The organism is Limnohabitans sp. TEGF005 (genome assembly GCF_055394835.1).
Map to the genome: position 1 here is coordinate 1,555,850 of NZ_AP029226.1, position 22,780 is coordinate 1,578,629.

Annotated in this window: 19 protein-coding genes; 6 read left to right on the plus strand and 13 right to left on the minus strand. The window is 58.4% G+C overall.

What is annotated here, in order from left to right:
• Positions 1 to 23: 23 nt before the first annotated feature.
• The 3 genes from uvrB to ACZ5RG_RS07510 form a co-directional block, all read right to left on the minus strand.
• On the minus strand, positions 24 to 2,135 hold the full coding sequence (gene uvrB, locus ACZ5RG_RS07500) for an excinuclease ABC subunit UvrB (RefSeq protein ID WP_315136630.1): 2,112 nt from the start codon (positions 2,133 to 2,135) through the stop codon (positions 24 to 26).
• Positions 2,136 to 2,207: 72 nt separating this feature from the next.
• A complete protein-coding gene (locus ACZ5RG_RS07505; protein ID WP_315236308.1) occupies positions 2,208 to 2,522 on the minus strand; it encodes a CcdB family protein in 315 nt (104 codons plus the stop codon).
• A gap of 3 nt (positions 2,523 to 2,525) precedes the next feature.
• A complete protein-coding gene (locus ACZ5RG_RS07510) occupies positions 2,526 to 2,765 on the minus strand; it encodes a type II toxin-antitoxin system CcdA family antitoxin (protein WP_026036545.1) in 240 nt (79 codons plus the stop codon).
• 151 nt (positions 2,766 to 2,916) lie between these two features.
• Between ACZ5RG_RS07510 and ACZ5RG_RS07515 the strand changes: the two genes are divergently transcribed.
• The 3 genes from ACZ5RG_RS07515 to rsxB all read left to right on the plus strand — a co-directional run bounded on the left by ACZ5RG_RS07515 (position 2,917) and on the right by rsxB (position 6,520).
• On the plus strand, positions 2,917 to 4,113 hold the full coding sequence (locus tag ACZ5RG_RS07515; RefSeq protein WP_464446710.1) for an amino acid aminotransferase: 1,197 nt from the start codon (positions 2,917 to 2,919) through the stop codon (positions 4,111 to 4,113).
• 170 nt (positions 4,114 to 4,283) lie between these two features.
• Entirely contained in the window at positions 4,284 to 5,825 is a 1,542-nt protein-coding gene (locus ACZ5RG_RS07520; protein WP_464446711.1) for a polyhydroxyalkanoate depolymerase, read from the plus strand.
• Between the two features lie 5 nt (positions 5,826 to 5,830).
• On the plus strand, positions 5,831 to 6,520 hold the full coding sequence (rsxB, locus tag ACZ5RG_RS07525; protein ID WP_298597432.1) for an electron transport complex subunit RsxB: 690 nt from the start codon (positions 5,831 to 5,833) through the stop codon (positions 6,518 to 6,520).
• Between the two features lie 634 nt (positions 6,521 to 7,154).
• On the opposite strand, the gene ACZ5RG_RS07530 is transcribed toward rsxB, so the two are convergent.
• Genes ACZ5RG_RS07530 through scpA form a run of 5 tightly spaced genes read right to left on the minus strand, consistent with a single transcriptional unit; the run spans position 7,155 to position 14,459 of the window.
• Positions 7,155 to 7,637 carry a VOC family protein gene (locus tag ACZ5RG_RS07530; RefSeq protein WP_464446712.1) on the minus strand — a complete coding sequence of 161 codons (483 nt, stop codon included), beginning with the start codon at positions 7,635 to 7,637 and terminating at the stop codon, positions 7,155 to 7,157.
• Positions 7,638 to 9,686 (minus strand): acetyl/propionyl/methylcrotonyl-CoA carboxylase subunit alpha, encoded by a 2,049-nt coding sequence (locus ACZ5RG_RS07535; RefSeq protein ID WP_315236298.1) that lies wholly within the window; start codon positions 9,684 to 9,686, stop codon positions 7,638 to 7,640.
• Between the two features lie 20 nt (positions 9,687 to 9,706).
• Positions 9,707 to 11,239: an acyl-CoA carboxylase subunit beta gene (locus tag ACZ5RG_RS07540; RefSeq protein WP_298601122.1), complete on the minus strand. Its 1,533-nt coding sequence runs from the start codon at positions 11,237 to 11,239 to the stop codon at positions 9,707 to 9,709.
• A gap of 32 nt (positions 11,240 to 11,271) precedes the next feature.
• Positions 11,272 to 12,285 carry a methylmalonyl Co-A mutase-associated GTPase MeaB gene (gene meaB / locus ACZ5RG_RS07545; RefSeq protein ID WP_464446713.1) on the minus strand — a complete coding sequence of 338 codons (1,014 nt, stop codon included), beginning with the start codon at positions 12,283 to 12,285 and terminating at the stop codon, positions 11,272 to 11,274.
• A complete protein-coding gene (gene scpA, locus ACZ5RG_RS07550; protein ID WP_019429389.1) occupies positions 12,282 to 14,459 on the minus strand; it encodes a methylmalonyl-CoA mutase in 2,178 nt (725 codons plus the stop codon). Before scpA ends, meaB begins: the two co-directional genes overlap by 4 nt.
• A 174-nt stretch (positions 14,460 to 14,633) precedes the next feature.
• On the opposite strand from scpA, the gene ACZ5RG_RS07555 reads away from it, so the two are divergent.
• On the plus strand, positions 14,634 to 15,269 hold the full coding sequence (locus tag ACZ5RG_RS07555; protein ID WP_298596224.1) for a GntR family transcriptional regulator: 636 nt from the start codon (positions 14,634 to 14,636) through the stop codon (positions 15,267 to 15,269).
• A 1-nt stretch (position 15,270) separates the two neighbouring features.
• On the opposite strand, the gene dusA is transcribed toward ACZ5RG_RS07555, so the two are convergent.
• Positions 15,271 to 16,272 carry a tRNA dihydrouridine(20/20a) synthase DusA gene (dusA, locus tag ACZ5RG_RS07560; RefSeq protein WP_464446714.1) on the minus strand — a complete coding sequence of 334 codons (1,002 nt, stop codon included), beginning with the start codon at positions 16,270 to 16,272 and terminating at the stop codon, positions 15,271 to 15,273.
• Between the two features lie 98 nt (positions 16,273 to 16,370).
• Here dusA and ACZ5RG_RS07565 point away from each other — a divergent pair, with 98 nt between their 5' ends.
• Both ACZ5RG_RS07565 and ACZ5RG_RS07570 read left to right on the plus strand, forming a co-directional pair.
• Positions 16,371 to 16,793, plus strand: coding sequence for an NfeD family protein (locus ACZ5RG_RS07565; RefSeq protein WP_315136607.1), 423 nt, complete (start codon positions 16,371 to 16,373; stop codon positions 16,791 to 16,793).
• A gap of 30 nt (positions 16,794 to 16,823) precedes the next feature.
• On the plus strand, positions 16,824 to 17,744 hold the full coding sequence (locus ACZ5RG_RS07570) for an SPFH domain-containing protein (protein WP_019429385.1): 921 nt from the start codon (positions 16,824 to 16,826) through the stop codon (positions 17,742 to 17,744).
• 85 nt (positions 17,745 to 17,829) lie between these two features.
• On the opposite strand, the gene phbB is transcribed toward ACZ5RG_RS07570, so the two are convergent.
• The 4 genes from phbB to pgeF all read right to left on the minus strand — a co-directional run bounded on the left by phbB (position 17,830) and on the right by pgeF (position 22,724).
• The gene (gene phbB / locus ACZ5RG_RS07575; RefSeq protein WP_464446715.1) at positions 17,830 to 18,567 is read right to left on the minus strand and encodes an acetoacetyl-CoA reductase; all 738 of its coding nucleotides are present in this window, start codon (positions 18,565 to 18,567) and stop codon (positions 17,830 to 17,832) included.
• A 120-nt stretch (positions 18,568 to 18,687) separates the two neighbouring features.
• Positions 18,688 to 19,869, minus strand: a complete 1,182-nt coding sequence (locus tag ACZ5RG_RS07580) for an acetyl-CoA C-acetyltransferase (RefSeq protein ID WP_298596216.1) — start codon at positions 19,867 to 19,869, stop codon at positions 18,688 to 18,690.
• A gap of 29 nt (positions 19,870 to 19,898) precedes the next feature.
• On the minus strand, positions 19,899 to 21,617 hold the full coding sequence (gene phaC, locus ACZ5RG_RS07585) for a class I poly(R)-hydroxyalkanoic acid synthase (RefSeq protein ID WP_464446716.1): 1,719 nt from the start codon (positions 21,615 to 21,617) through the stop codon (positions 19,899 to 19,901).
• Positions 21,618 to 21,935: 318 nt separating this feature from the next.
• Positions 21,936 to 22,724 carry a peptidoglycan editing factor PgeF gene (pgeF, locus tag ACZ5RG_RS07590; protein WP_464446717.1) on the minus strand — a complete coding sequence of 263 codons (789 nt, stop codon included), beginning with the start codon at positions 22,722 to 22,724 and terminating at the stop codon, positions 21,936 to 21,938.
• Positions 22,725 to 22,780: the final 56 nt, after the last annotated feature.

A 22,780-nucleotide genomic window follows, 5' to 3' on the forward strand; every position in this document is an offset into this window, starting at 1 on the left:
AATCACTCAGGTTATAGGGTTATTCAAGCCCGAATCAAAGGCACGATGTTGTCGCCACCTGTGGCACCAAAGGCCTGCTCTTTCAAGATGCCCAGCTGGTCGCGGACTTGCGCGGCTTTTTCGAACTCCAGGTTACGGGCGTGCTCCATCATTTGCTTTTCAAGCTGCTTGATGGCGCGTGCGATGTCTTTTTCGGTCATGTCCTCGACCTTTGCCCGCTGCAAAGCAGCCTGCTCTAGGCGCTCGGCTTCTTTGCCCGACTTTTCGCTGTAAACGCCGTCGATCAGGTCCTTCACCTTTTTGACGATGCTCTTGGGCGTGATGCCCATGGCCTCGTTGTGTGCCAATTGCTTGATGCGGCGGCGCTCGGTCTCGCCCATGGCTTTTTTCATCGACTCGGTGATGCGGTCGGCGTACAAAATCGCCCGGCCATTCAAATTACGCGCGGCACGGCCAATGGTCTGGATCAGGCTGCGCTCGGCACGCAGGAAGCCTTCTTTGTCGGCATCCAAAATGGCGACCAGCGACACCTCGGGAATGTCCAATCCCTCGCGCAGCAAGTTGATGCCGATCAGCACGTCGAAAGCGCCCAGGCGCAGATCACGCAGGATTTCCACCCGCTCCACCGTGTCCACATCGCTGTGCAGGTAGCGCACCTTGACGCCGTTGTCACTCATGTAATCCGTCAACTGCTCGGCCATGCGCTTGGTCAAGGTGGTGATGAGGACACGCTCGTTCTTTTCGACCCGGATGCGGATTTCCTGCAGCACATCGTCCACCTGGTGGGTGGCCGGGCGCACTTCAACTTGCGGATCGACCAAGCCGGTGGGGCGCACCACTTGCTCGACCACCTTGCCAGCGTGGGTCTTTTCGTAGTCGGCGGGTGTGGCCGATACGAAGATGCATTGGCGCATGCGCTTTTCAAACTCTTCAAACTTGAGCGGCCGATTGTCCAACGCACTGGGCAGCCGAAAGCCGTATTCCACCAGCGTGGTCTTGCGGGCTTTGTCGCCGTTGTACATGGCGTTGAGCTGGCCAATCATCTGGTGACTCTCGTCCAAAAACATGATCGCATCGGGCGGCATGTAATCGGTCAAGGTGCTGGGCGGGTCGCCGGGGGCTGCGCCCGACAAATGCCGGGTGTAGTTTTCAATGCCTTTGCAGTGGCCCACTTCAGACAACATTTCCAGGTCAAAACGGGTGCGCTGCTCCAGGCGCTGGGCCTCGACCAACTTGCCCATGCCCACCAACTCTTTCAGACGCTGTGCCAGCTCGACCTTGATGGTTTCCACGGCGGCCAAGACCTTGTCTCGCGGCGTGACGTAATGGCTGGAGGGATACACCGTGAAACGCGGGATCTTCTGGCGGATGCGGCCCGTCAAGGGGTCAAACAATTGCAGGCTTTCAATCTCGTCATCAAACAACTCAATGCGGATGGCCAACTCGGAATGCTCCGCCGGGAAAACGTCAATCGTGTCTCCCCGCACCCGGAACTTGCCGCGCGAAAACTCCATGTCGTTGCGCTGGTACTGCATACGGATCAGCTGCGCGATCACGTCGCGCTGACCCAGCTTGTCCCCCGTGCGCAGCGTCATGATCATGCGGTGGTAGCTCTCGGGCTCGCCAATGCCGTAAATGGCCGACACCGTGGCCACAATCACCACATCGCGCCGCTCCATGATGCTTTTGGTGCAAGACAGGCGCATTTGCTCGATGTGCTCGTTGATCGCCGAGTCTTTCTCGATGAACAAATCACGCTGAGGCACATAGGCCTCGGGCTGGTAATAGTCGTAATAACTGACGAAATATTCGACCGCGTTTTTCGGGAAAAACTCACGGAACTCGCTGTACAGCTGCGCCGCCAGCGTTTTGTTGGGCGCAAACACAATGGCCGGCCGCCCGAGCTGCGCGATCACATTGGCCATGGTGAAGGTCTTGCCCGAGCCCGTCACGCCCAGCAGGGTTTGGAACACCTCGCCGTCGTGCACGCCCTCGACCAATTGCTCGATGGCCACAGGTTGATCGCCTGCGGGCGGATAAGGTTGGTACAGCTCGAAGGGCGAGCCTGGATAGCTGACGAACTGTCCAGAGGGCGCAATTGCCGCCACTTCTGCCAGAGGGATGATTTCAGACATGGGAACTCGTTTCAGGTGGAAAGGCCAGGTGGGTTAAACACCGTGCGTGCGCAAGCATCAAAAAACCTGTCGTCAATAGCCGCCAAACAGGATATCGAGAGCATTGACCACCTCGGGGGACTGTGCACGCAAATTCAAAAGCGGCGCGCCCAACCACCGCAAAGGTACAGCGGCGAGTGCGGCAGTGTCGAGAACAACAGCTTGCCCTTCTACCGTGCAAATAGGGTTGAGATCACGCATGGGCAAAGGTGCAAATTCGACACCACGCAAAGGGATCACCACACGTGTGGCAATGCGGTCCAGAAAGGTGTTTTGCACATCCAGCAAATACGGCGTGCGCTCGCGCATCCTGGCATCAGGGTGGGCATAAACATCAAATTGGGCCATGAATCAGAAGCTCCGAAAAGCATCCAAGGGCAAGCCCTCTTGCTCAATCCGAGCGTTGTAGCTGGCAATCGCATCCTGATTTTGCAACTGCCAACGCGCCCAATACTGGCGCTTGACCTCTTCGGTCAGCAAAGCATCTACGGTTTTGGAAACATTCATGCCCAATTCACGGGCCATGGCCAGCACCTCGGCATTGAGCGACAAATTGGCTGGTTTTTTAGGGGCATCTTCAAAGCGCAACATGCAAAACTCCATCAAATATGCGCATATTTTATGCGCAAAATCCTTTTTATGAACTTGCTTCGAATGCAGACGAAGCGCTTTTCAGTGGCTTGGGGCCTGTAAAATCGACACCTTCGCGTTCTGCGCTTACCTCGTTTTACAGGAAACCTTCATGTCTCTGTTTTCCGCCGTCGAAATGGCCCCCCGCGACCCGATCTTGGGTCTGAACGAACAATTCAACGCAGACACCAACCCCAACAAGGTCAACCTGGGTGTGGGCGTGTATTTCGACGACAACGGCAAACTGCCTTTGCTGCAGTGCGTGCAAGCGGCCGAAAAAACCATGATGGCCACCCCAACCGCCCGCGGTTACTTGCCGATTGACGGCATCGTGGCCTATGACAACGCCGTCAAGGCGCTGGTGTTTGGCGCTGACTCCGATGTGGTCAAGTCTGGCCGAGTGTCCACCGTGCAAGCCATTGGCGGCACTGGCGGACTGAAAATCGGTGCCGATTTCTTGAAGAAAGTCAGCCCCAATGCCAAAGTCTTGATTTCGGACCCCAGCTGGGAAAACCACCGCGCCATCTTTGTGAACGCCGGTTTTGAAGTCGACACCTACGCCTATTACGACGCGGCCAAGCGTGGCGTGGACTTCGAGGGCATGCTGGCCAGCCTGAATGCCGCCGCTGCGGGCACCATCGTGGTGCTGCACGCTTGCTGTCATAACCCCACCGGCTATGACATCACCGATGCGCAGTGGGACCAAGTGATCACCGTGGTCAAGGCCAAGGGCTTGACCGCCTTCCTCGACATGGCCTACCAAGGCTTTGGCCATGGCATCGCCGAAGACGGTGCTGTGATCGGCAAATTCGTGGCTGCGGGCCTGAACATCTTTGTGTCCACCTCGTTTTCCAAGAGCTTCAGCCTGTACGGCGAGCGCGTGGGCGCCCTGTCGGTCGTGGCCTCTGACAAAGAAGAAGCCTCGCGCGTGCTGTCGCAATTGAAGATCGCCATCCGAACCAACTACTCCAACCCACCCATCCACGGTGGTGCGGTCGTGGCCGCGGTCTTGAACAACCCCGAACTGCGTGCTCAGTGGGAAAGCGAATTGGCTGAAATGCGCGTGCGCATCAAGGCCATGCGCCAAAAACTGGTGGACAGCCTCAAAGCCGCAGGCGTGCAGCAAGACATGAGCTTCATCACCACCCAAATCGGCATGTTCAGCTACTCAGGCCTGACCAAAGACCAGATGGTGCGCCTGCGCAACGAGTTTGGCGTGTACGGCACCGACACCGGTCGCATGTGTGTGGCTGCGCTCAACAGCAAAAACATCGACTACGTCTGCGCATCGATCGCCAAAGTCGTCTGAATTGACGGTCAGCAAGACTGACATCCGGCTTGCAACCGCCCCTGACGGGGCGGTTTCTTTTTGGGCGGTCCGGAAGGTGACTGCCGATTAGGGGCCAAACTCAAAAAATACCGGGTGGTCTCCTGTAGTATTGCTGCAGCGCACCATTTTGTTGCAAGGGAAACTGTCACATGCTTTATCAGATTTTTGAAACACAACGCTCGATCATGGAGCCTTTTTCCGATCTGGCACAAGCTGCAGCCAAGCTGTACAGCAACCCACTGAACCCGATTTCTCAAACGCCCATGGCCCAACGGGCTTCGGCTGGCTATGCCCTCATGCACCGCCTGGGCAAGGACTACGAAAAGCCAGAGTTCGGCATCCGCACCATCAAGGTCAACAAAACCGATGTCGCTGTGCACGAGCGCATCGAAATCGACAAGCCTTTCTGTGAGTTGCGTCGTTTCAAACGATTCTCTGACGATACCGCCACACTTACCCAGCTCAAGGCCCAACCCACCGTGCTGATCGTGGCACCTTTGTCGGGCCACTACGCCACCTTGCTGCGTGACACCGTCAAAACCATGTTGCAAGACCACAAGGTCTACATCACCGACTGGAAAAACGCCCGTCTGGTGCCCTTGGCGGACGGTGAATTCCACCTGGACGACTACATCAACTATGTGCAGGAATTCATTCGCCACCTGCAATCCATTTACGGCAACTGCCATGTGGTCAGCGTTTGCCAGCCGACCGTACCTGTTCTGGCTGCGGTGTCCTTGATGGCCAGCCGTGGCGAAAAAACCCCGCTGACCATGACCATGATGGGCGGCCCGATCGATGCCCGAAAGTCGCCCACTTCGGTGAACAACCTGGCCACCAACAAGAGTTTTGAGTGGTTTGAGAACAACGTGATCTACCGCGTGCCCGCGTCCTTCCCAGGCGCTGGTCGCCGCGTCTACCCAGGCTTCTTGCAGTACACCGGCTTTGTGGCCATGAACCCCGATCGCCACGCCACCAGCCATTACGACTACTTCAAAGACTTGATCAAAGGTGACGACGCCAGCACCGAAGCGCACCGCAAGTTTTACGACGAGTACAACGCCGTGCTCGACATGGACGCCGACTACTACCTGGAAACCATCCAAACCGTGTTCCAGGACTTCAAACTGGTCAACGGCACTTGGGATGTGAAAGGCGTGGACGGCAAAGTCGAACGCGTGCGCCCGCAAGACATCAAGGGCACGGCCCTGATGACCGTGGAAGGCGAGCTGGACGACATCTCCGGCTCCGGCCAGACACGCGCCGCGCAAGACTTGTGCAGCGGCGTGCCCGCAAGCGAGCGCCTGCATTTGGAAGTGCCTGGTGCGGGCCACTACGGCATCTTCAGCGGCCGCCGCTGGCGCGATGTGGTCTACCCGCAACTGGTCAAGTTCATCCTGAGCCATGCCCCCAAAGCAAAGGCCAAAGCCGCTGTGGTGGCTGCAGTGGCCGAGGCCAAGACCGTGGCGACGCCCAAGGTCATGACCCCGGTTGCGGCCAACCTGGTTGCGGCCAAACCGGTGTCAGTTGCGGCCAAGCCCGCGGCCAAAGTCGCCAACAAAGCGGCCGTGAAAGCCCCGGTCAAGGCGGTTGCCAAGGCCAGCACCAAAGCGCCCAACAAGGTCACGGCGAAAGCTGTGCCCAGCACCTCGGTTAAAACCACTTGGGTTGATCCGAAGAAAAAAGCCTAAGGCCCATGCCCGCTTTGCCACGAACAGCGCCTGAGACCCAGGCGCTTTTTCTATTGCTAAACAACGCCCTGCCCCAAACGCAGTGCACGCGTTGCGGCTTCCCCGACTGCGCCAGTTACGCCCAGGCCATGGCCGAGGGGCTGGCGCCCATCAACCAATGCCCACCCGGAGGCCAAGCGGGCATCGAGCGATTGGCGGCCCTGACAGGCCAAGCCGTCATGCCACTCAACCCGGAGCATGGCACCGAGGGGCCACGCCATGTGGCCCTCATTGATGAGGCGTGGTGCATTGGTTGTACGCTGTGCATCAAGGCCTGCCCGACCGATGCGATTTTGGGGGCCAACAAGCTCATGCACACCGTGATTGAGCCCTGGTGCACTGGTTGCGAACTGTGTATTCCCGTTTGCCCGGTGGACTGCATTGCATTGGAAAACGTCACGGGTGCCCAAACCGGCTGGGCCGCTTGGTCACCGTCACTGGCGCAAACTGCGCGCTCACGCTTCGAATCGCGCCAGCACCGCTTGGTCCAAGAAGAAGCCGCCCATCAACGCCAACAGCAAGCCAAGGCCGAGCACAAATTGGCCGACTTGGCAGAGCACACCAAAGGCACTGAAAACGCCCCCGAAGCAGAGCGCAAACGCGCCATCATCGAAGCGGCACTCGCCAAAGCCAAAGCCCGCCAAAACCTCGCCTGACAAGAGGCCGCAGCTGACAAGAGGCCGCAGCTGACAAGAGGGTGCGACTGACCAGCATCGGTCACCCCCGACTCGATCGGGGGTCCATGCCTTCGGCACTCATGGATGCCCGCGTGCGCGGGCATGACAGGGCTGTGGGCTTTCACTGGCAAGGTGGTGTTGCAACAAGGCGGTATGACAGACGACAGTCACCCCCGACTCGATCGGGGGTCCATGCCTTCGCCCGTCACCTGGATTTCATCGGGATACAGGCCTTCGAGCGTCCCCTCGACTTCATCGGAGCCCATGCCTTCGGCACTCATGGATGCCCGCGTGCGCGGGCATGACAGGTCTGTGGGCTTTCACTGGCAAGGTGGTGTTGCAACAAGGCGGTATGACAGACGACTGTCACCCCCGCCTCGATCGGGGGTCCATGCATTCAACCGTCACCTGGACTTCATCGGGATACATGCCTTCGAGCGTCCCCTCGACTTCATCGGAGTTCGTGCCTTCGGCACTCATGGATGCCCGCGTGCGCGGGCATGACAGGGCAGCGGGGTTTAGCTGGCGGGTTGGTATGGCCCTCTAGACCCTCTAGACCCTCTAGGCCCTCTAGGCCCTCTTGTGCGCTCGAAGTTTCAGCGCAGACAACTCGTCAGTGCGCGTTGGCCGCCAAAGCTGCAAATGCCTTGACCACCTCGGCAGGGGCCTGCACCAACTCGATCAACACGCCCTCGCCACCGATGGGGAACTCTTCGTTCGCCTTGGGGTGCAAAAAGGTGATGTCGAAGCCGGCCGCGCCCTTGCGGATGCCGCCGGGCGCAAAGCGCACGCCTTGCGACGTGAGCCATTCGACCGCCACCGGCAGATCGTCTATCCACAAACCAATGTGGTTGAGCGGTGTGGTGTGCACGGCGGGTTTTTTATCGAGGTCCAGCGGTTGCATCAAGTCGACCTCGACCTTGAACGGGCCGGTGCCGATGGCGCAGATGTCTTCGTCCACGTTTTCGCGTTCGCTTTTGAAGGTGCCGGTCACTTCGAGGCCGAACATGTCAACCCAGAGCTTTTGCAGGCGCGCTTTGTCAGGCCCGCCAATGGCGATTTGCTGAACGCCCAGCACTTTGAAGGGGCGCGTCATTTATTCAAACTCCACGATCATCTGGTCCACCGTGAGCGACTCGCCCTTGGCGGCAACCACCTGTTTGACCACGCCGTCTTGCGCAGCAAACAACACGTTTTCCATCTTCATGGCTTCGATCACAGCCACACGCTCACCGGCCTGCACTTTCTGGCCCGGTTGCACCGACACCTCGACCAGCAAGCCGGGCATGGGCGACAAGACAAAGCGGCTCAGATCAGGTGGCGCCTTGTAAGGCATGAGCTTGTGCAACTCCGCCATGCGGGGCGACATCACCAGTGCTTCGATGCGGGTGCCGTTGTGCTGCACTTGCAAGGCCAAGGGGTTTTTGAGCGTGCCACGCTCGACCTGCGCTGTAAAAGGCTTGCCGTTGCAAGTGCCTTCGATGCGGATGTCGTTCAAACGGGAATTGCTTTCGATGGCATAGGTTTTGCCATCCACGGTGATTTGCGCCACACCCGGTTTGCCGGTGAATTCGTCCACATGCACCGACACATAGCGGTTGTTGCCGCCCTGCCCCAACTCAACCACGGCATAGTCTTGGCCAACCTTGACGTCGTAGCCCGGCAATTGACCGCTGAGGTTGGCGGCACGTTGGCGTGACTTGCGGCGCACAAAGGCCGCCAGTGCGGCCAAAAAGTCGTGATCGTCGTGCGGCACGTCTTCAGCGCGGAAGCCTTTGCTGTACTGCTCGGCAATGAAGCCGGTGTTGAAGTCGCCCGACACAAAGCGCGGGTGCGCCAACAAGGCCGCTTGGAAGGGGATGTTGGAGCTGATGCCCCGAATGACAAAACCGTTCAAGGCTTCGCGCATTTTGGCAATCGCATCGTTGCGGTCTTTGCCATGCACGATGAGCTTGGCGATCATCGAGTCGTAAAACATCGGAATCTCGCCGCCGTCTTGCACGCCGGTGTCCACGCGCACACCCAGCAAGTCAGCGGTGTTGGCTTGGAACATGGTTTGTTTGGGCGTTTGGAAACGCACCAAGCGACCTGTCGATGGCAAGAAATTGCGGAACGGGTCTTCGGCGTTGATGCGGCATTCAATGGCCCAGCCGTCGCGTTTCACATCGGCTTGGGTCAGCGTGAGCTTTTCACCGGCCGCAACGCGGATCATTTGCTCCACCAAATCGAGGCCCGTGATGGCTTCGGTCACAGGGTGTTCCACCTGCAAGCGGGTGTTCATCTCCAGGAAGTAAAAGCTCTGGTCTTTGCCGACCACAAACTCGACCGTACCCGCACTTTGGTATTTCACGGCCTTGGCCAATTGCACAGCCTGCTCACCCATGGCTTTGCGGGTGGCGTCGCTGATGAAGGGCGATGGCGCCTCTTCGATCACTTTTTGGTGACGGCGCTGGATCGAGCACTCGCGTTCGTTCAAATAGATGACGTTGCCGTGGCTGTCGCCCAGCACCTGGATCTCGATGTGGCGCGGCTCTTCAACGAATTTTTCGATGAACACACGGTCGTCACCGAAGCTGTTGCGTGCTTCGTTGCGGCAAGAGGTGAAGCCTTCAAAAGCTTCCTTGTCGTTGAAGGCCACGCGCAGGCCTTTGCCACCGCCGCCCGCCGATGCTTTGATCATGACGGGGTAGCCAATGCCCTTGGCAATTTCGACCGCTTTTTCGGCGGTTTCAATCGCGTCATTGACACCGGGAATGCAGTTCACACCCGCCGCACCCGCGAGCTTTTTCGACTCGATCTTGTCGCCCATGGCGGCAATCGAGAAGTGGCGTGGACCGATGAAGGCAATGCCTTCGTCTTCGCAGCGCTTGGAGAACTCGGCGTTCTCGCTCAAAAAACCATAGCCGGGGTGAATCGCTTGTGCGCCGGTGGCTTTGGCCGCGGCGATGATTTTGTCGGCCACCAAATACGACTCGCGCGATGCGGCAGGGCCAATCAAAACGGCCTCATCGGCCAGCATGACATGGCGCGCTTCTTTGTCGGCTTCAGAGTAAACCGCCACGGTTTGGATGCCCATCTTTTGGGCAGTGGCGATGACGCGGCAGGCGATTTCGCCACGGTTGGCAATCAGGATTTTGGTAAACATCTTGTTCTTCTCCTTGGCAATCACAGTGGAATGTTCCCGTGCTTGCGCCATGGGTTTTCAATCTTCTTGTCTTTGAGCATGACCAGCGAGCGGCAGATGCGCTTGCGGGTTTCGTGCGGCTGAATCACGTCGTCGATGAAGCCGCGTGCGCCCGCCACAAAGGGGTTGGCAAAACGGGCTTTGTATTCGGCTTCTTTGGCGGCCAGCTTTTCGGGATCGCCCTTGTCTTCGCGGAAGATGATCTCCACCGCGCCCTTGGCACCCATCACCGCGATTTCGGCATTGGGCCAGGCGAAGTTGACGTCGCCACGCAGGTGCTTAGAAGCCATCACGTCATACGCACCGCCATAGGCCTTGCGCGTGATGACGGTGATTTTCGGCACGGTGCACTCGGCGTACGCGTACAGCAACTTGGCACCGTGTTTGATGATGCCGCCAAACTCTTGGCTGGTGCCGGGCATGAAGCCGGGCACATCGACAAAGGTGATCACAGGGATGTTGAAGGCATCGCAAAAGCGCACAAAGCGGGCGGCCTTGATGGAGCTCTTGATGTCGAGGCATCCGGCCAGCACCAGCGGCTGGTTGGCCACGATGCCCACAGTTTGGCCTTCCATACGGGCAAAGCCGATCAAGATGTTTTTGGCGTAGTCGGGCTGCAGCTCAAAAAAGTCCCCATCGTCCACAGTTTTGACGATGAGCTCTTTCATGTCATAGGCTTTGTTGGGGTTCTCGGGCACCAAGGTGTCCAAGCTCATGTCCAAGCGGCTGGATGGGTCGCCACTGGCTCGAACAGGCGCTTTTTCGCGGTTGTTCAAAGGCAGGTAGTTGTACAAGCGGCGCAGCATCAGCAGCGCTTCGACATCGTTTTCAAACGCCATGTCGGCCACACCGCTCTTGGTGGTGTGCGTCAAAGCGCCGCCCAACTCTTCGGCGGTCACTTCTTCGTGCGTCACGGTTTTGACCACCTCAGGGCCGGTCACAAACATGTAAGAGGTGTCTTTGACCATGAAGATGAAGTCGGTCAGCGCTGGCGAATACACCGCGCCACCGGCCGATGGCCCCATGATCATGCTGATCTGCGGCACCACGCCACTGGCCATCACGTTGCGCTGGAACACGTCGGCATAACCGCCAAGCGAGGCCACACCTTCTTGAATGCGGGCACCGCCCGAATCGTTCAGGCCGATGACAGGTGCACCCACCTTCATGGCCTGGTCCATGATTTTGCAAATCTTCTCGGCGTGCGTTTCAGACAAAGCCCCCCCGTACACGGTGAAGTCTTGGCTGAAGACAAACACCAAACGGCCGTTGATCATGCCGTAGCCGGTGACCACACCATCGCCAGGAATCTTGTTGTCTTGCATGCCGAAGTCGGTGCAACGGTGTTCGACAAACATGTCCCACTCTTCAAAGGTGCCTTCGTCCAGCAACACCTCAATGCGCTCGCGGGCGGTGAGCTTGCCTTTGGCGTGTTGCGCGTCAATGCGCTTTTGCCCGCCGCCCAAGCGGGCCGCAGCGCGCTTTTTTTCCAGTTGTTCAATGATGTCTTGCATGGTGGCTCTCTTTTCTCCAGGAAGATTTCAAATTAACCCTGCGCTTGGTAAGCGCCGAGCAGTTGACGGGCAGCCGTCGACGCGGCCAGTTGGCCCGCTGCGACTTGTTGGCTGAGTTGGGGCAGCAGCGTTTGCACACACGGCTGCGCCCGAAAGGTTTGTTTCAGGCCCGCATCGATGCGTTCCCACATCCACGACAGGGCTTGGTGTTGGCGGCGTGAGGCCAAGCGGCCGTTGCGGGTTTGCAGGTCTTTGAACTCGCTGACGGCAGCCCAGAAACTGTCCACGCCCTGGCCCAGCAAGGCGCTGATCTGCACCACCTTGGGATGCCACAGCGTGTCGTCTGCATGCGCGTGGCCCGAGCCACCGTGCATGCCCAAGAGCTGTAAAGCGCTGGTGATCTGCAGCTGGGCGCGGGTGGCGGCGATGGCGTCGATGTCGGCCTTGTTGATGACCACCAGATCGGCGATCTCCATCACGCCTTTTTTGATGGCCTGCAAATCGTCGCCTGCATTGGGCAATTGCATCAGCACAAACATGTCGGTCATGTTGGCCACGGCGGTCTCGGACTGGCCCACACCCACGGTTTCAACAATCACCACGTCGTAGCCTGCGGCCTCACACACCAGCATGGATTCGCGGGTTTTTTCGGCCACACCGCCCAAGGTGCCGCTGCTCGGACTGGGACGAATGTAGGCTTGGTCGTGCACGCTCAAAAATTCCATGCGGGTCTTGTCACCCAAGATGGAGCCGCCTGAAACGGTGCTGGACGGGTCTACCGCCAACACAGCCACGCGATGGCCTTGGCCGATCAAATGCAGCCCCAGCGCTTCGATGAAGGTGGACTTGCCCACGCCCGGCACACCGCTGATCCCCAGGCGAAAAGACTTGCCGGTGTACGGCAGCATGGCCGTGAGCAGCTCATCTGCCAGCCCTCGGTGGTCCGAACGGGTTGATTCGAGCAGCGTAATGGCTTTGGCCATGGCGCGGCGCTGCATGGCAGCGTTGCCATGCAACAAGCCTTCAAGCAACTGGTCTGGGTTCACCCGAGCGCCTTCTTGATCTGCTCCAGAACGTCTTTGGCACTGACCGGGATCGGTGTGCCAGGGCCGTAGATGCCCTTGACACCCGCTTCGTACAACATGTCGTAGTCTTGGCGTGGAATGACCCCGCCCACGAACACGATGATGTCATCGGCGCCCTGCTTTTTCAGCTCGGCAATGATGGCGGGCACCAAGGTTTTGTGGCCTGCCGCCAAGGTGGACACGCCCACGGCATGCACATCGTTTTCAATGGCCTGACGTGCGCACTCTTCTGGCGTTTGGAACAAGGGGCCCATGTCAACGTCGTAACCCAAATCGGCAAACGCGGTGGCAACCACTTTGGCACCCCGGTCGTGACCGTCCTGGCCCAACTTCGAAATCATCACGCGAGGACGGCGACCTTGTTGTTCGGCGAATTCGGCGATATCGGCTTTGAGCTGGTTCCAATATTCCATGGTGTCTCCCACGTTTTCGCCGTCGTCGTAGGCGGCTGCGTAAACGCCCGTCACCTTTTGGGTGTCGGCGCGGTGACGGCCAAACACTTTTTCAAGTGCATCGGAAATTTCACCCACAGTGGCACGCAGGCGCACAGCCTGAATCGACAAATCGAGCAAATTCCCTTGGCCCGATTCGGCTGAGGCGGTCAAGGCGTCCAAAGCAGCTTGCACTTTGGCGCTGTCGCGGGTCGCGCGGATTTGCTTCAAACGCTCGATCTGGCCATCACGCACTTTGACGTTGTCGATCGACAAAGTCTCGATCGGGTCTTCCTTGGCCAGCTTGTATTTGTTGACGCCCACGATGACGTCTTTGCCCGAGTCGATGCGGGCCTGCTTTTCAGCAGCGGCGGCTTCGATCTTGAGCTTGGCCCAGCCGCTGCCCACGGCTTTGGTCATGCCGCCCATGGCTTCGACTTCTTCGATGATGGCCCAGGCCTTGTCGGCCATCTCTTGTGTCAGGCTCTCCATCATGTAGCTGCCAGCCCAAGGGTCGATCACGTTGGTGATGTGGGTTTCTTCTTGAATGATGAGCTGGGTATTGCGCGCAATGCGTGAGCTGAATTCTGTGGGCAGCGCAATCGCTTCGTCGAACGAGTTGGTGTGCAGCGACTGCGTGCCGCCAAACACGGCCGCCATGGCTTCAATCGTGGTGCGCACCACGTTGTTGTAAGGATCTTGCTCGGTGAGCGACCAGCCCGAAGTCTGGCTGTGCGTGCGCAACATGAGGCTCTTGGGGTTCTTGGCGTCAAAGCCCTTCATGATGCGGCACCACAGCAGGCGGGCCGCACGCATCTTGGCGATTTCCAGATAAAAGTTCATGCCGACCGCCCAGAAAAAGGACAGACGACCGGCAAAACCGTCCACGTCCATGCCTTTGGCAATGGCGGTTTTCACATACTCTTTGCCGTCGGCCAGGGTGAAGGCCATCTCGAGTGCCTGGTTGGCCCCGGCTTCTTGCATGTGGTAGCCCGAGATCGAGATCGAGTTGAACTTCGGCATGTTCTGGGCCGTGTACTCGATGATGTCGCCGATGATCTTCATCGACGGCTCAGGCGGGTAGATGTAGGTGTTGCGCACCATGAACTCTTTCAGAATGTCGTTCTGAATGGTGCCGCTCAGTTTGTCTTGTGACACGCCTTGCTCTTCGGCAGCCACCACGTAGCCCGCCAACACGGGCAGCACCGCGCCGTTCATGGTCATCGAGACGGACACTTTGTCGAGCGGGATCTCGTTGAACAGGATCTTCATGTCCTCGACCGAATCAATGGCCACACCGGCCTTGCCCACATCGCCTGTCACGCGGGGGTGGTCGGAGTCGTATCCGCGGTGCGTGGCCAAATCAAACGCGACCGAGACGCCCTGCCCGCCTGCGGCCAAAGCCTTGCGGTAAAACGCGTTGGATTCTTCGGCGGTAGAAAAACCAGCGTACTGACGAATCGTCCAGGGGCGCACCGCGTACATGGTGGCTTGCGGCCCGCGCAAGAAAGGCTCAAAACCCGGCAGCGTGTTGACGTACGCCAAGTGCTGCGTGTCTTCTGCTGTGTAGAGCGGCTTCACGACGATACCGTCGGGGGTCTTCCAGTTCAGGGCGTTCACATCGCCACCGGGGGCGGATTTGACCGCTGCTTTTTGCCAGGCTTCCAAGTTGGAAGCGTTGAATTCAAAGGATTTGGACGTCATGGCGCTGTGCTTTCGGGACAAAAGTGACTTGCTCAGATTTTGGCAGCTACAGGCTGCCGACCGGCTTACAAATACCGTGATTCATAATTATTGATGCAAAATATTTTAACCGGCTTACAATTCAGCATCTGAAACGCCCGCCCCCCGCTGATTAACGCCCTGCCCCATCACGCCATGTCTGCCTTGTCACTCGCCCCCCGTGCTCTGTACGAAGAAGTTGCCGAACTCTTGCGGCAGCGGATTTTTGCGCGTGAACTCGAGCCCGGTAGCTGGATTGATGAGTTGCGCATCGCTGAGGCCCTTGGCATCAGCCGCACGCCTTTGCGTGAAGCCCTGAAAGTGCTGGCCGCTGAGGGACTGGTGACCATGAAGGTGCGTCGAGGCGCCTATGTCACCGAGGTCAGCGAAAAAGACCTGCGCGATGTCTACCACCTGCTGGCCTTGTTGGAGTCAGACGCCGCCCGCGTGGTGGCCCAAAGCGCCAGCGACGAACAGATGGCCCAAATCAGCGCCTTGCACCAGGATCTGGAAAACGCCACGGCAGACCGTGACCGCTTTTTCGAGATCAACGAAGCCTTCCACATGCTGCTGTTGGAGTTGGCCGACAACCGCTGGCGCGACCAGATGGTGGCCGACCTGCGCAAGGTGATGAAGCTCAACCGGCACAGCTCGCTGTTCAAAGAGGGCCGGATCGAGCAGTCGCTGGCCGAACACGCCGCCATTGTTCAGGCCTTGACGAGCCGTCAGCCCGAGCTGGCTGCACAGCGCATGTCAGCCCACTTCATGAACGGCTTGCAGGCCGCGCAATAAGTCAGTCGGTGATGACCGCACCCCGCGCCAACGCAGCGCGGGCCAACTGCCAGACTTCGCGCGGAGGCAGGGGCTTCAGCTTGTGGTCACTCCAGACCTGCCGCCACAAACGCCCACCCCGTTGTCCGTGGTAAAGCCCCAGCATGTGGCGGGCAATCGCGTACCAAGGGCAAGCATCTTCGGCAAACGCCCGTTCCATGTAGGCCACCATCGCTTCTTCAACCGCTTCGCGACTGGGCACCTCGTGGTTATCGCCGTAGAACTCGGCGTCCCAGCTGCCCAGCAGCCAGGGGTTGTAATACGCTTCACGCCCAACCATCACGCCATCGGCATCTTGCAGGTGCAGCGCGATTTCTGGGTTGGTCTTGATGCCGCCGTTCACGGCAATGACCAGACCCGGAAAGTCTTTTTTGAGCTGGTACGCCAGTTCATAGCGCAGCGGCGGAATCTCGCGGTTCTCTTTGGGGCTCAGGCCATCGAGCCAGGCATTGCGGGCGTGCACGATGAACACCTTGCAACCCGCATCGCTGACGGTGCCCACAAAATCGCGCACAAAGTCGTAGCTTTCAATGCGGTCAATGCCAATGCGGTGCTTGACGGTCACGGGCACATCGACCACATCGAGCATGGCCTTGACGCCATCGGCCACCGTGCGCGGCTCGTTCATCAGGCACGCGCCAAATGCGCCGCGTTGCACACGGTCGGAAGGGCAACCGCAGTTGAGGTTGATCTCGTCATAACCCCACTCTTGTCCCAACTTGGCCGCATGGGCCAGATCGCCCGCATCGCTGCCACCCAGCTGCAAGGCAACAGGGTGTTCTTCGGCATTGAAGCGCAGGTGTCTCTGAACACTGCCGTGGCGCAAAGCGCCGATGGTCACCATCTCGGTGTAGAGCAAGGTGTGACGGGTCAGCAGGCGGTGAAAGAAACGACAGTGACGGTCTGTCCAGTCCATCATGGGGGCCACCGACAGGCGCCAGCGTTGAATATCGGGAAATTGCATGGGCTTGATTATCCTTGGCTTGACACGGCCAAGGCGTACCCGAACGCGAACAAAAGGTAGCATGATGCCAAACGCTTTCAACAAGAAGGAATTCGACGATGAACAACCCGACGATCTGGTGGCTCGTGGCCGGTGCCTTGGTTGCCCTGGAGCTGACGACCGGTACTTTTTATCTGCTGATGCTGGCCCTTGGCGCAGCGGCTGGGGCCGTGGTCGCGCATGCGGGGGCAAGTTTCACAGTGCAAGTGGTTGTGGCTGCCGCCGTGGGTGGCTTGGCCGTGGTGGTGTGGAACGCCTACCGCCAGCGCCAAACTGAACCACCGGCCGCCCGCGAAACGGCGCAGCACCTGGATGTGGGTGAAACGGTTCAGGTCGATGCGTGGGATGCGCAAGGCCTGGCGCAAGTCAAACACCGGGGCGCCAACTGGACAGCGGTGAACACGCCCCCATCAAAACCATCGCCAGGCTTGCACCGCATTCAGGCGATTCAGGGCAACCGTCTGGTGCTCGAAAAAATCTGATCACTGATTTATCAAAAAGGGAGTCTTCACATGGAAATCGCCATTCTTTTCCTGGTCATTGCCGTCCTGTTCATCATCAAGACCGTCAAGGTCGTGCCACAACAGCACGCTTGGGTGGTTGAGCGGCTGGGCAAATACCACGCCAGCCTCACACCGGGTCTGAATTTTGTGGTGCCGTTTGTGGACAACGTGATCCAAAAGCACAGCCTCAAAGAAATTCCCCTGGACGTGCCCAGTCAGATCTGCATCACGCGCGACAACACGCAGTTGCAGGTCGATGGCATTCTGTACTTTCAGGTGACCGACCCCAAACTGGCCAGCTACGGCTCGTCCAATTACATCGTGGCTGTGACCCAGTTGGCCCAAACCAGTCTGCGCAGCGTGATTGGCAAACTGGAGCTGGACAAGACCTTTGAAGAGCGCGACATCATCAACGCCCAGGTGGTTGCGGCCATCGATGAGGCCGCCTTGAACTGGGGCGTTAAGGTGCTGCGCTACGAGATCAAAGACCTGACCCCGCCCAGCGAAATCCTGCACGCCATGCAATCGCAGATCACGGCAGAACGCGAAAAACGCGCCTTGATCGCGGCCTCTGAAGGTCGTCGCCAAGAGCAAATCAACATCGCCACGGGTGAGCGCGAGGCCTTCATTGCCCGCTCTGAAGGCGAAAAGCAAGCCGCCATCAACAAAGCCCAAGGCGATGCCGCCGCCATCACCGAAATGGCCAACGCCACCGCTCAAGCGATTGAGCGCATTGCCGCAGCCATCCGCCAACCCGGCGGCGAGCAGGCGGTGCAGCTCAAAGTGGCTGAGCAAGCCGTGCAGGCCTACGGCAAAGTTGCACAAGATGCCAAGACCACGCTGATCGTGCCGGGCAATATGAGCGAAGTCTCTGGCCTGATCGCATCGGCCATGCAGATGGTGGGAACAGGCAAGCAAGTCGGCAACTGACCGCATTGGCCAAGGCCTGCACAGTGTGCGGGCGCAAAAAAAACCCGCCGAGGCGGGTTTTTTTGGGGGGGTTGATGCCAAAGCATCAGCCCATGTGCAAGCCGCCGTTGACGGAAAAGTCAGCGCCAGTGGCGTAACCGCCCTCTTCGCTGGCCAGCCAGGCAATGATGGAGGCGATTTCGCTGGGTTTGCCCAAACGCTTGACGGGCACGGTGGCGACGATCTTTTCCAACACATCAGGACGAATGGCGTTGACCATGTCGGTGCCGATGTAGCCGGGTGACACGGTGTTCACCGTCACGCCCTTGGTGGCCAACTCTTGTGCCAAAGCCATCGAGAAGCCGTGCATGCCAGCCTTGGCAGCCGAGTAATTGGTCTGACCTGCTTGGCCTTTTTCGCCGTTGACCGAGCTGATGTTGATGATGCGGCCCCAGCCTTTTTCCACCATGTCGGCGACCACTTGCTTGGTCACGTTGAACATGGAGTCCAGGTTGGTGTTCATCACGGCATCCCAGTCGTCGCGACTCATCTTCAAGAACATGCGGTCCTTGGTGATGCCGGCGTTGTTGACCAACACATCAATGCTGCCGTGTTCGGCTTTGGTCTTGCTGAAGGCTTCCACGGTGGAATCCCAGTCACCGACGTTGCCAACCGAGGCATAAAACGTGAAGCCCAGGGCTTTTTGCTCGTCCAGCCATTTGGTGAAGTCGCGGGTCGGGCCGCAACCGGCGATGACCTTGAAGCCCTCTTGGTGAAGGCGCTGGCAAATAGCGGTACCGATACCGCCCATGCCACCTGTGACGTAAGCTACTTTTTGACTCATGGTTTGTCTCCTTGTTATGAGTGAAGTGAAATCATTAAAACCCACTCAACCGGTGATGATTGGCTGCTTTTATACGTTAAGCAGTGCGCCAGGACACGCCGTTTGAGTGGTTGGGGGGTTTTACATGCGCTCAACGGCCAGCGACACGCCCATGCCGCCGCCAATGCACAGCGCGGCCAGTCCTTTCTGGGCCTGAGTGCGTTGCATCTCGTGCAGCAAGGTGACCAAAATGCGGCAACCGGATGCCCCAATGGGGTGACCGATGGCAATCGCACCGCCGTTGACGTTGACCTTGGCCGGATCGATGTCCAGCGCTTGGTTCACGGCGCAAGCTTGTGCGGCAAAGGCTTCGTTCAGTTCGAACAAATCCACGTCCTGGGCCTTCCAGCCTGCACGGGCCAGTGCTTTTTGCGAAGCAGGCACAGGGCCCATGCCCATGTGGGCGGGGTCCAGACCGCTGGTACCAAAAGCGGCGATTCTGGCCAAAGGCTTGAGGCCCAAAGCTGCGGCTTTTTTGGCCGTCATGACCATCACAGCAGCAGCACCGTCATTGAGACCCGAGGCATTGCCTGCTGTGACGCTGCCCGCCTTGTCAAAAGCAGGGCGCAGTCCGGCCAACACTTCGGCGCTTGTTTTCTTGTTGATGAATTCGTCGGTGTTGAACACCAGCGCGTCACCTTTGCGCTGAGGAATCAGCACGTCCACGATTTCGTCCTTGAACTTGCCCGCATCCTGAGCGGCAGCCGCCTTGCGCTGGCTGCCAGCGGCCAAAGCGTCTTGCATTTCGCGGGTGATGCCCTGGGCCTTGGCCACGTTTTCGGCGGTGATGCCCATGTGGTATTGGTTGTATACGTCCCACAAACCGTCCACGATCATGGTGTCGGTCATCTTCCAGTCGCCCATGCGCTGGCCATCACGGCTGCCGTTCAACACATGCGGGCTGGCACTCATGTTTTCCTGGCCACCGGCGATCACGATTTCGCTGTCGCCCCAGGCCACGGCCTGCGCAGCCAACATCACGGCTTTCAGGCCCGAACCACACACAGCGTTGATGGTCAACGCTGGCGTCTCCTTGGCCAGACCGGCTTTCATCATGGCCTGACGGGCTGGGTTTTGACCCACGCCTGCGGCCAAAACCTGGCCCATGATGACTTCACCAATGGCGTCCATGGGCAAGCCACTGCGCTCAAGCAGGGCCTTGATGACAATGCTGCCCAGCTCGGTGGCAGGGGTTTTGGCCAGTGAGCCACCAAACTTGCCCACCGCAGTGCGAGCAGCCGAAACGATAACGATGTCTTCCATTTTCTAGGTCTCCGTTGTGTGAATAAAAATCAGGCTTTGGCTTTCACATACCGGCCTGGCGCCGCTTCGATGGCTTTGAACTGAGTGCCCTTGCCATAGGTTTTGGGTGCAGTGATTTGCTTGCCGGCATGGCCCTTGAGCCAGTCCGACCAATCTGTCCACCAGCTGCCAGGCATTTCTTGGGCGCTGGCAATCCATTCGTTCACATCGACCGGGAATTTGCTGCCGTCATTCAACCAATGGCTCCGTTTCTTGGCCGCAGGTGGGTTGATCACACCGGCAATGTGCCCTGAGGCGCCCATGACAAAACGCTTCTTGCCCGGCAACACCTGTGTGCTGGCGTAAGCGCCGCCAATCGGCACGATGTGGTCTTCGCGTGAACCATAAATATAGACCGGCATGTCGACCTTGCCCAAGTCAATTTTCTCGCCGCAGACCGTGACTTTGCCCGGTTTGACCAAGTCGTTTTGCAGGTAGGTGTTGCGCAGATACCAAGCGTAAAACGGACCTGGCAGATTGGTCGAATCGCTGTTCCAGTAAAGCAGATCGAACGGCGGGGGGGTTTCACCCTTGAGGTAATTGCCCACAACGTAGTTCCAAACCAGGTCGTTTGGACGCAAAAAGCTGAAGGTGGAGGCCAAGTCTTGCCCTTTGAGCAAACCGCCCTGACCCATTTGCATTTCACGGAATTTGACGAAGTTGTCGTCAATGAACACATCCAGAATGCCAGTGTCGGTGAAGTTGATCAGCGTGGTCAGGAAGGTGGCACTGGCCACCGGCTTTTCGCCACGCGCGGCCAACACGGCAAGCGCAGTAGACAGGATCGTGCCGCCCACACAAAAACCCAAGGCATTGATCTTGGGTGCACCGGTGATGCCCTGCACCGTGTGGATGGCTTGGATCGCTGCATGCTCAATGTAGTCGTCCCAGGTCTTTTGGGCCATCGATTCATCGGGGTTGCGCCAGCTCACCACAAACGTGCGGTGACCTTGGCTGACCGCATAGCGGATCAGCGAATTTTCAGGCTGAAGATCGAGGATATAAAACTTGTTGATGCAGGGTGGCACCAGCAAAAATGGCTTTTCATAGACTTTTGCGGTCAGCGGTTTGTACTCAATCAGCTGAAAAAACTCATTTTCAAACACCACGGCACCTTCGGTGGTGGCAACGTTTTTACCCACCTCGAAAAGGCTTTCATCGGTCATTGAGACATGCCCCTGCTGCATGTCGTGCATCAGGTTTTTCAACCCTTTGGCAATGCTTTCACCTTGGGTATCGACGGCTTTCTTTTGCGCTTCGGCATTGAAAGCCAGGAAATTACTGGGCGCAGCGGCGGCCACCCATTGCTCGATGGCAAAACGGATTCGGGTCCGGGATTTTTCATCGGCCTCCACCGCATCGGCCAAGCCCATCATCGTGCGGGCATTCAGCAAATACGTGGCCGCATTGAAGGCGGCTACCGGGTTGGACGCCCAGGCTTCACTTGAAAACCGACGGTCCTTGACCTGCAAGCTGTTGTGCAAGCTCTGATTCCACAGGTCTGAGGCGTCTTTAAAGTATTGCCCTTGCAGCGTTTGGAGCTTTTCAGGCGAGAATTTGAGTTGCGGGCCAGCCGGATCGGCGCCAGGCTTGAGACCACCCAGATCGATGGACTGAAAGTGCTGCATGGCCTGCCCCCAGCTTTTGGACAGATTTTGCTGAAACCCTTCACTCATTTGGGCCCAAAATTCCGGCTTGGATGAACTCATGCCTTGTCTCCTGAAAATTGTTTTTTTGATATCGATTACCTCGAGTATCTGTCAAATTGATGTCACCTAAATTACAAAGACCAAAAAATGTACCTGATCGTGATCGCCTGGCTTTATGTGACTTTGCTGATGGGTCTGGCCGAAGCCTTCAGCACCCAAGGCAGCGTTTTAGGGGCCATCATTACCTTTCTTTTATACGGCGTGCTGCCCATGTCCTTGGTGGTTTACTTGATGGGAACGCCCTTGCGCCGGAAAGCACGGCGACAAGCCGAAGAGATGACAGCGCCTGAAGCCGCACCACCCGCATCCCCCCCCGCATCACGACCCGAGCCAGATGCAAGCAGCCATGCGTCCGGAGTGCCCGAAGACAGGACTGTCTCGTCTGTGGGAAAAGAACGTTGACGCCTGAGTCACGGTGCACCACGCAGCATCACCGTCGTTGCCATAAACACGCGTCACGCCCAGGCTGTGCAAGCGCAACCTGGCCAAACCCGCCAAATCAGCCAACCACTTGTTATTCGGCAAAGGCTTAAACAAGCCGGCTGCTGCCGGATCGCAGTCACAAAAAGCCGCCACCACCTCCGCCCCCACTTCAAAAGCCTGAGGGCCAATACAGGGGCCAAGCCACACCAAAATACCGTCAGGTTCTGTGTCGCACAGGGGCGAGGCGGCCAGCAAGGCCTCAAGTACCCCATGGCCTGTATCGCCGGCAAGTCCGCGCCAGCCCGCATGCGCAGCAGCCACCCAGCGCCCGGAGGCGTCGCACATCAAAACCGGTAAACAATCAGCCACCATGATGGTGCAAGCCACCCCTGGGGCGACCGAAATGCACGCGTCGGCTTCTGCGCCGTCTTCGCTGGCGTTGTCCAGCAAAACGGATTGAACGCCATGAACTTGTTTTAAAAAAACGGGCCGAGTGCCCAAGGTGTCGTGCAGGCGCTGACGGTTGACCTGTGTGCTTTGCGGAGAATCCCCCACATGGTCGCCCAAATTCATGCTGTCCCAAGGGGCCTGAGACACGCCGCCATGGCGATCGGTCATCAAGGCTTGCACTTGGGGAGGCGCGGGCCAGACAGGTCGAAGTCCATTGTGAAAGGGCGAAGTCATAGGGCGGGCATGTCCATTGAAGGCCCCGCAGAAAACTGCGGGACAGGTGTGATGGA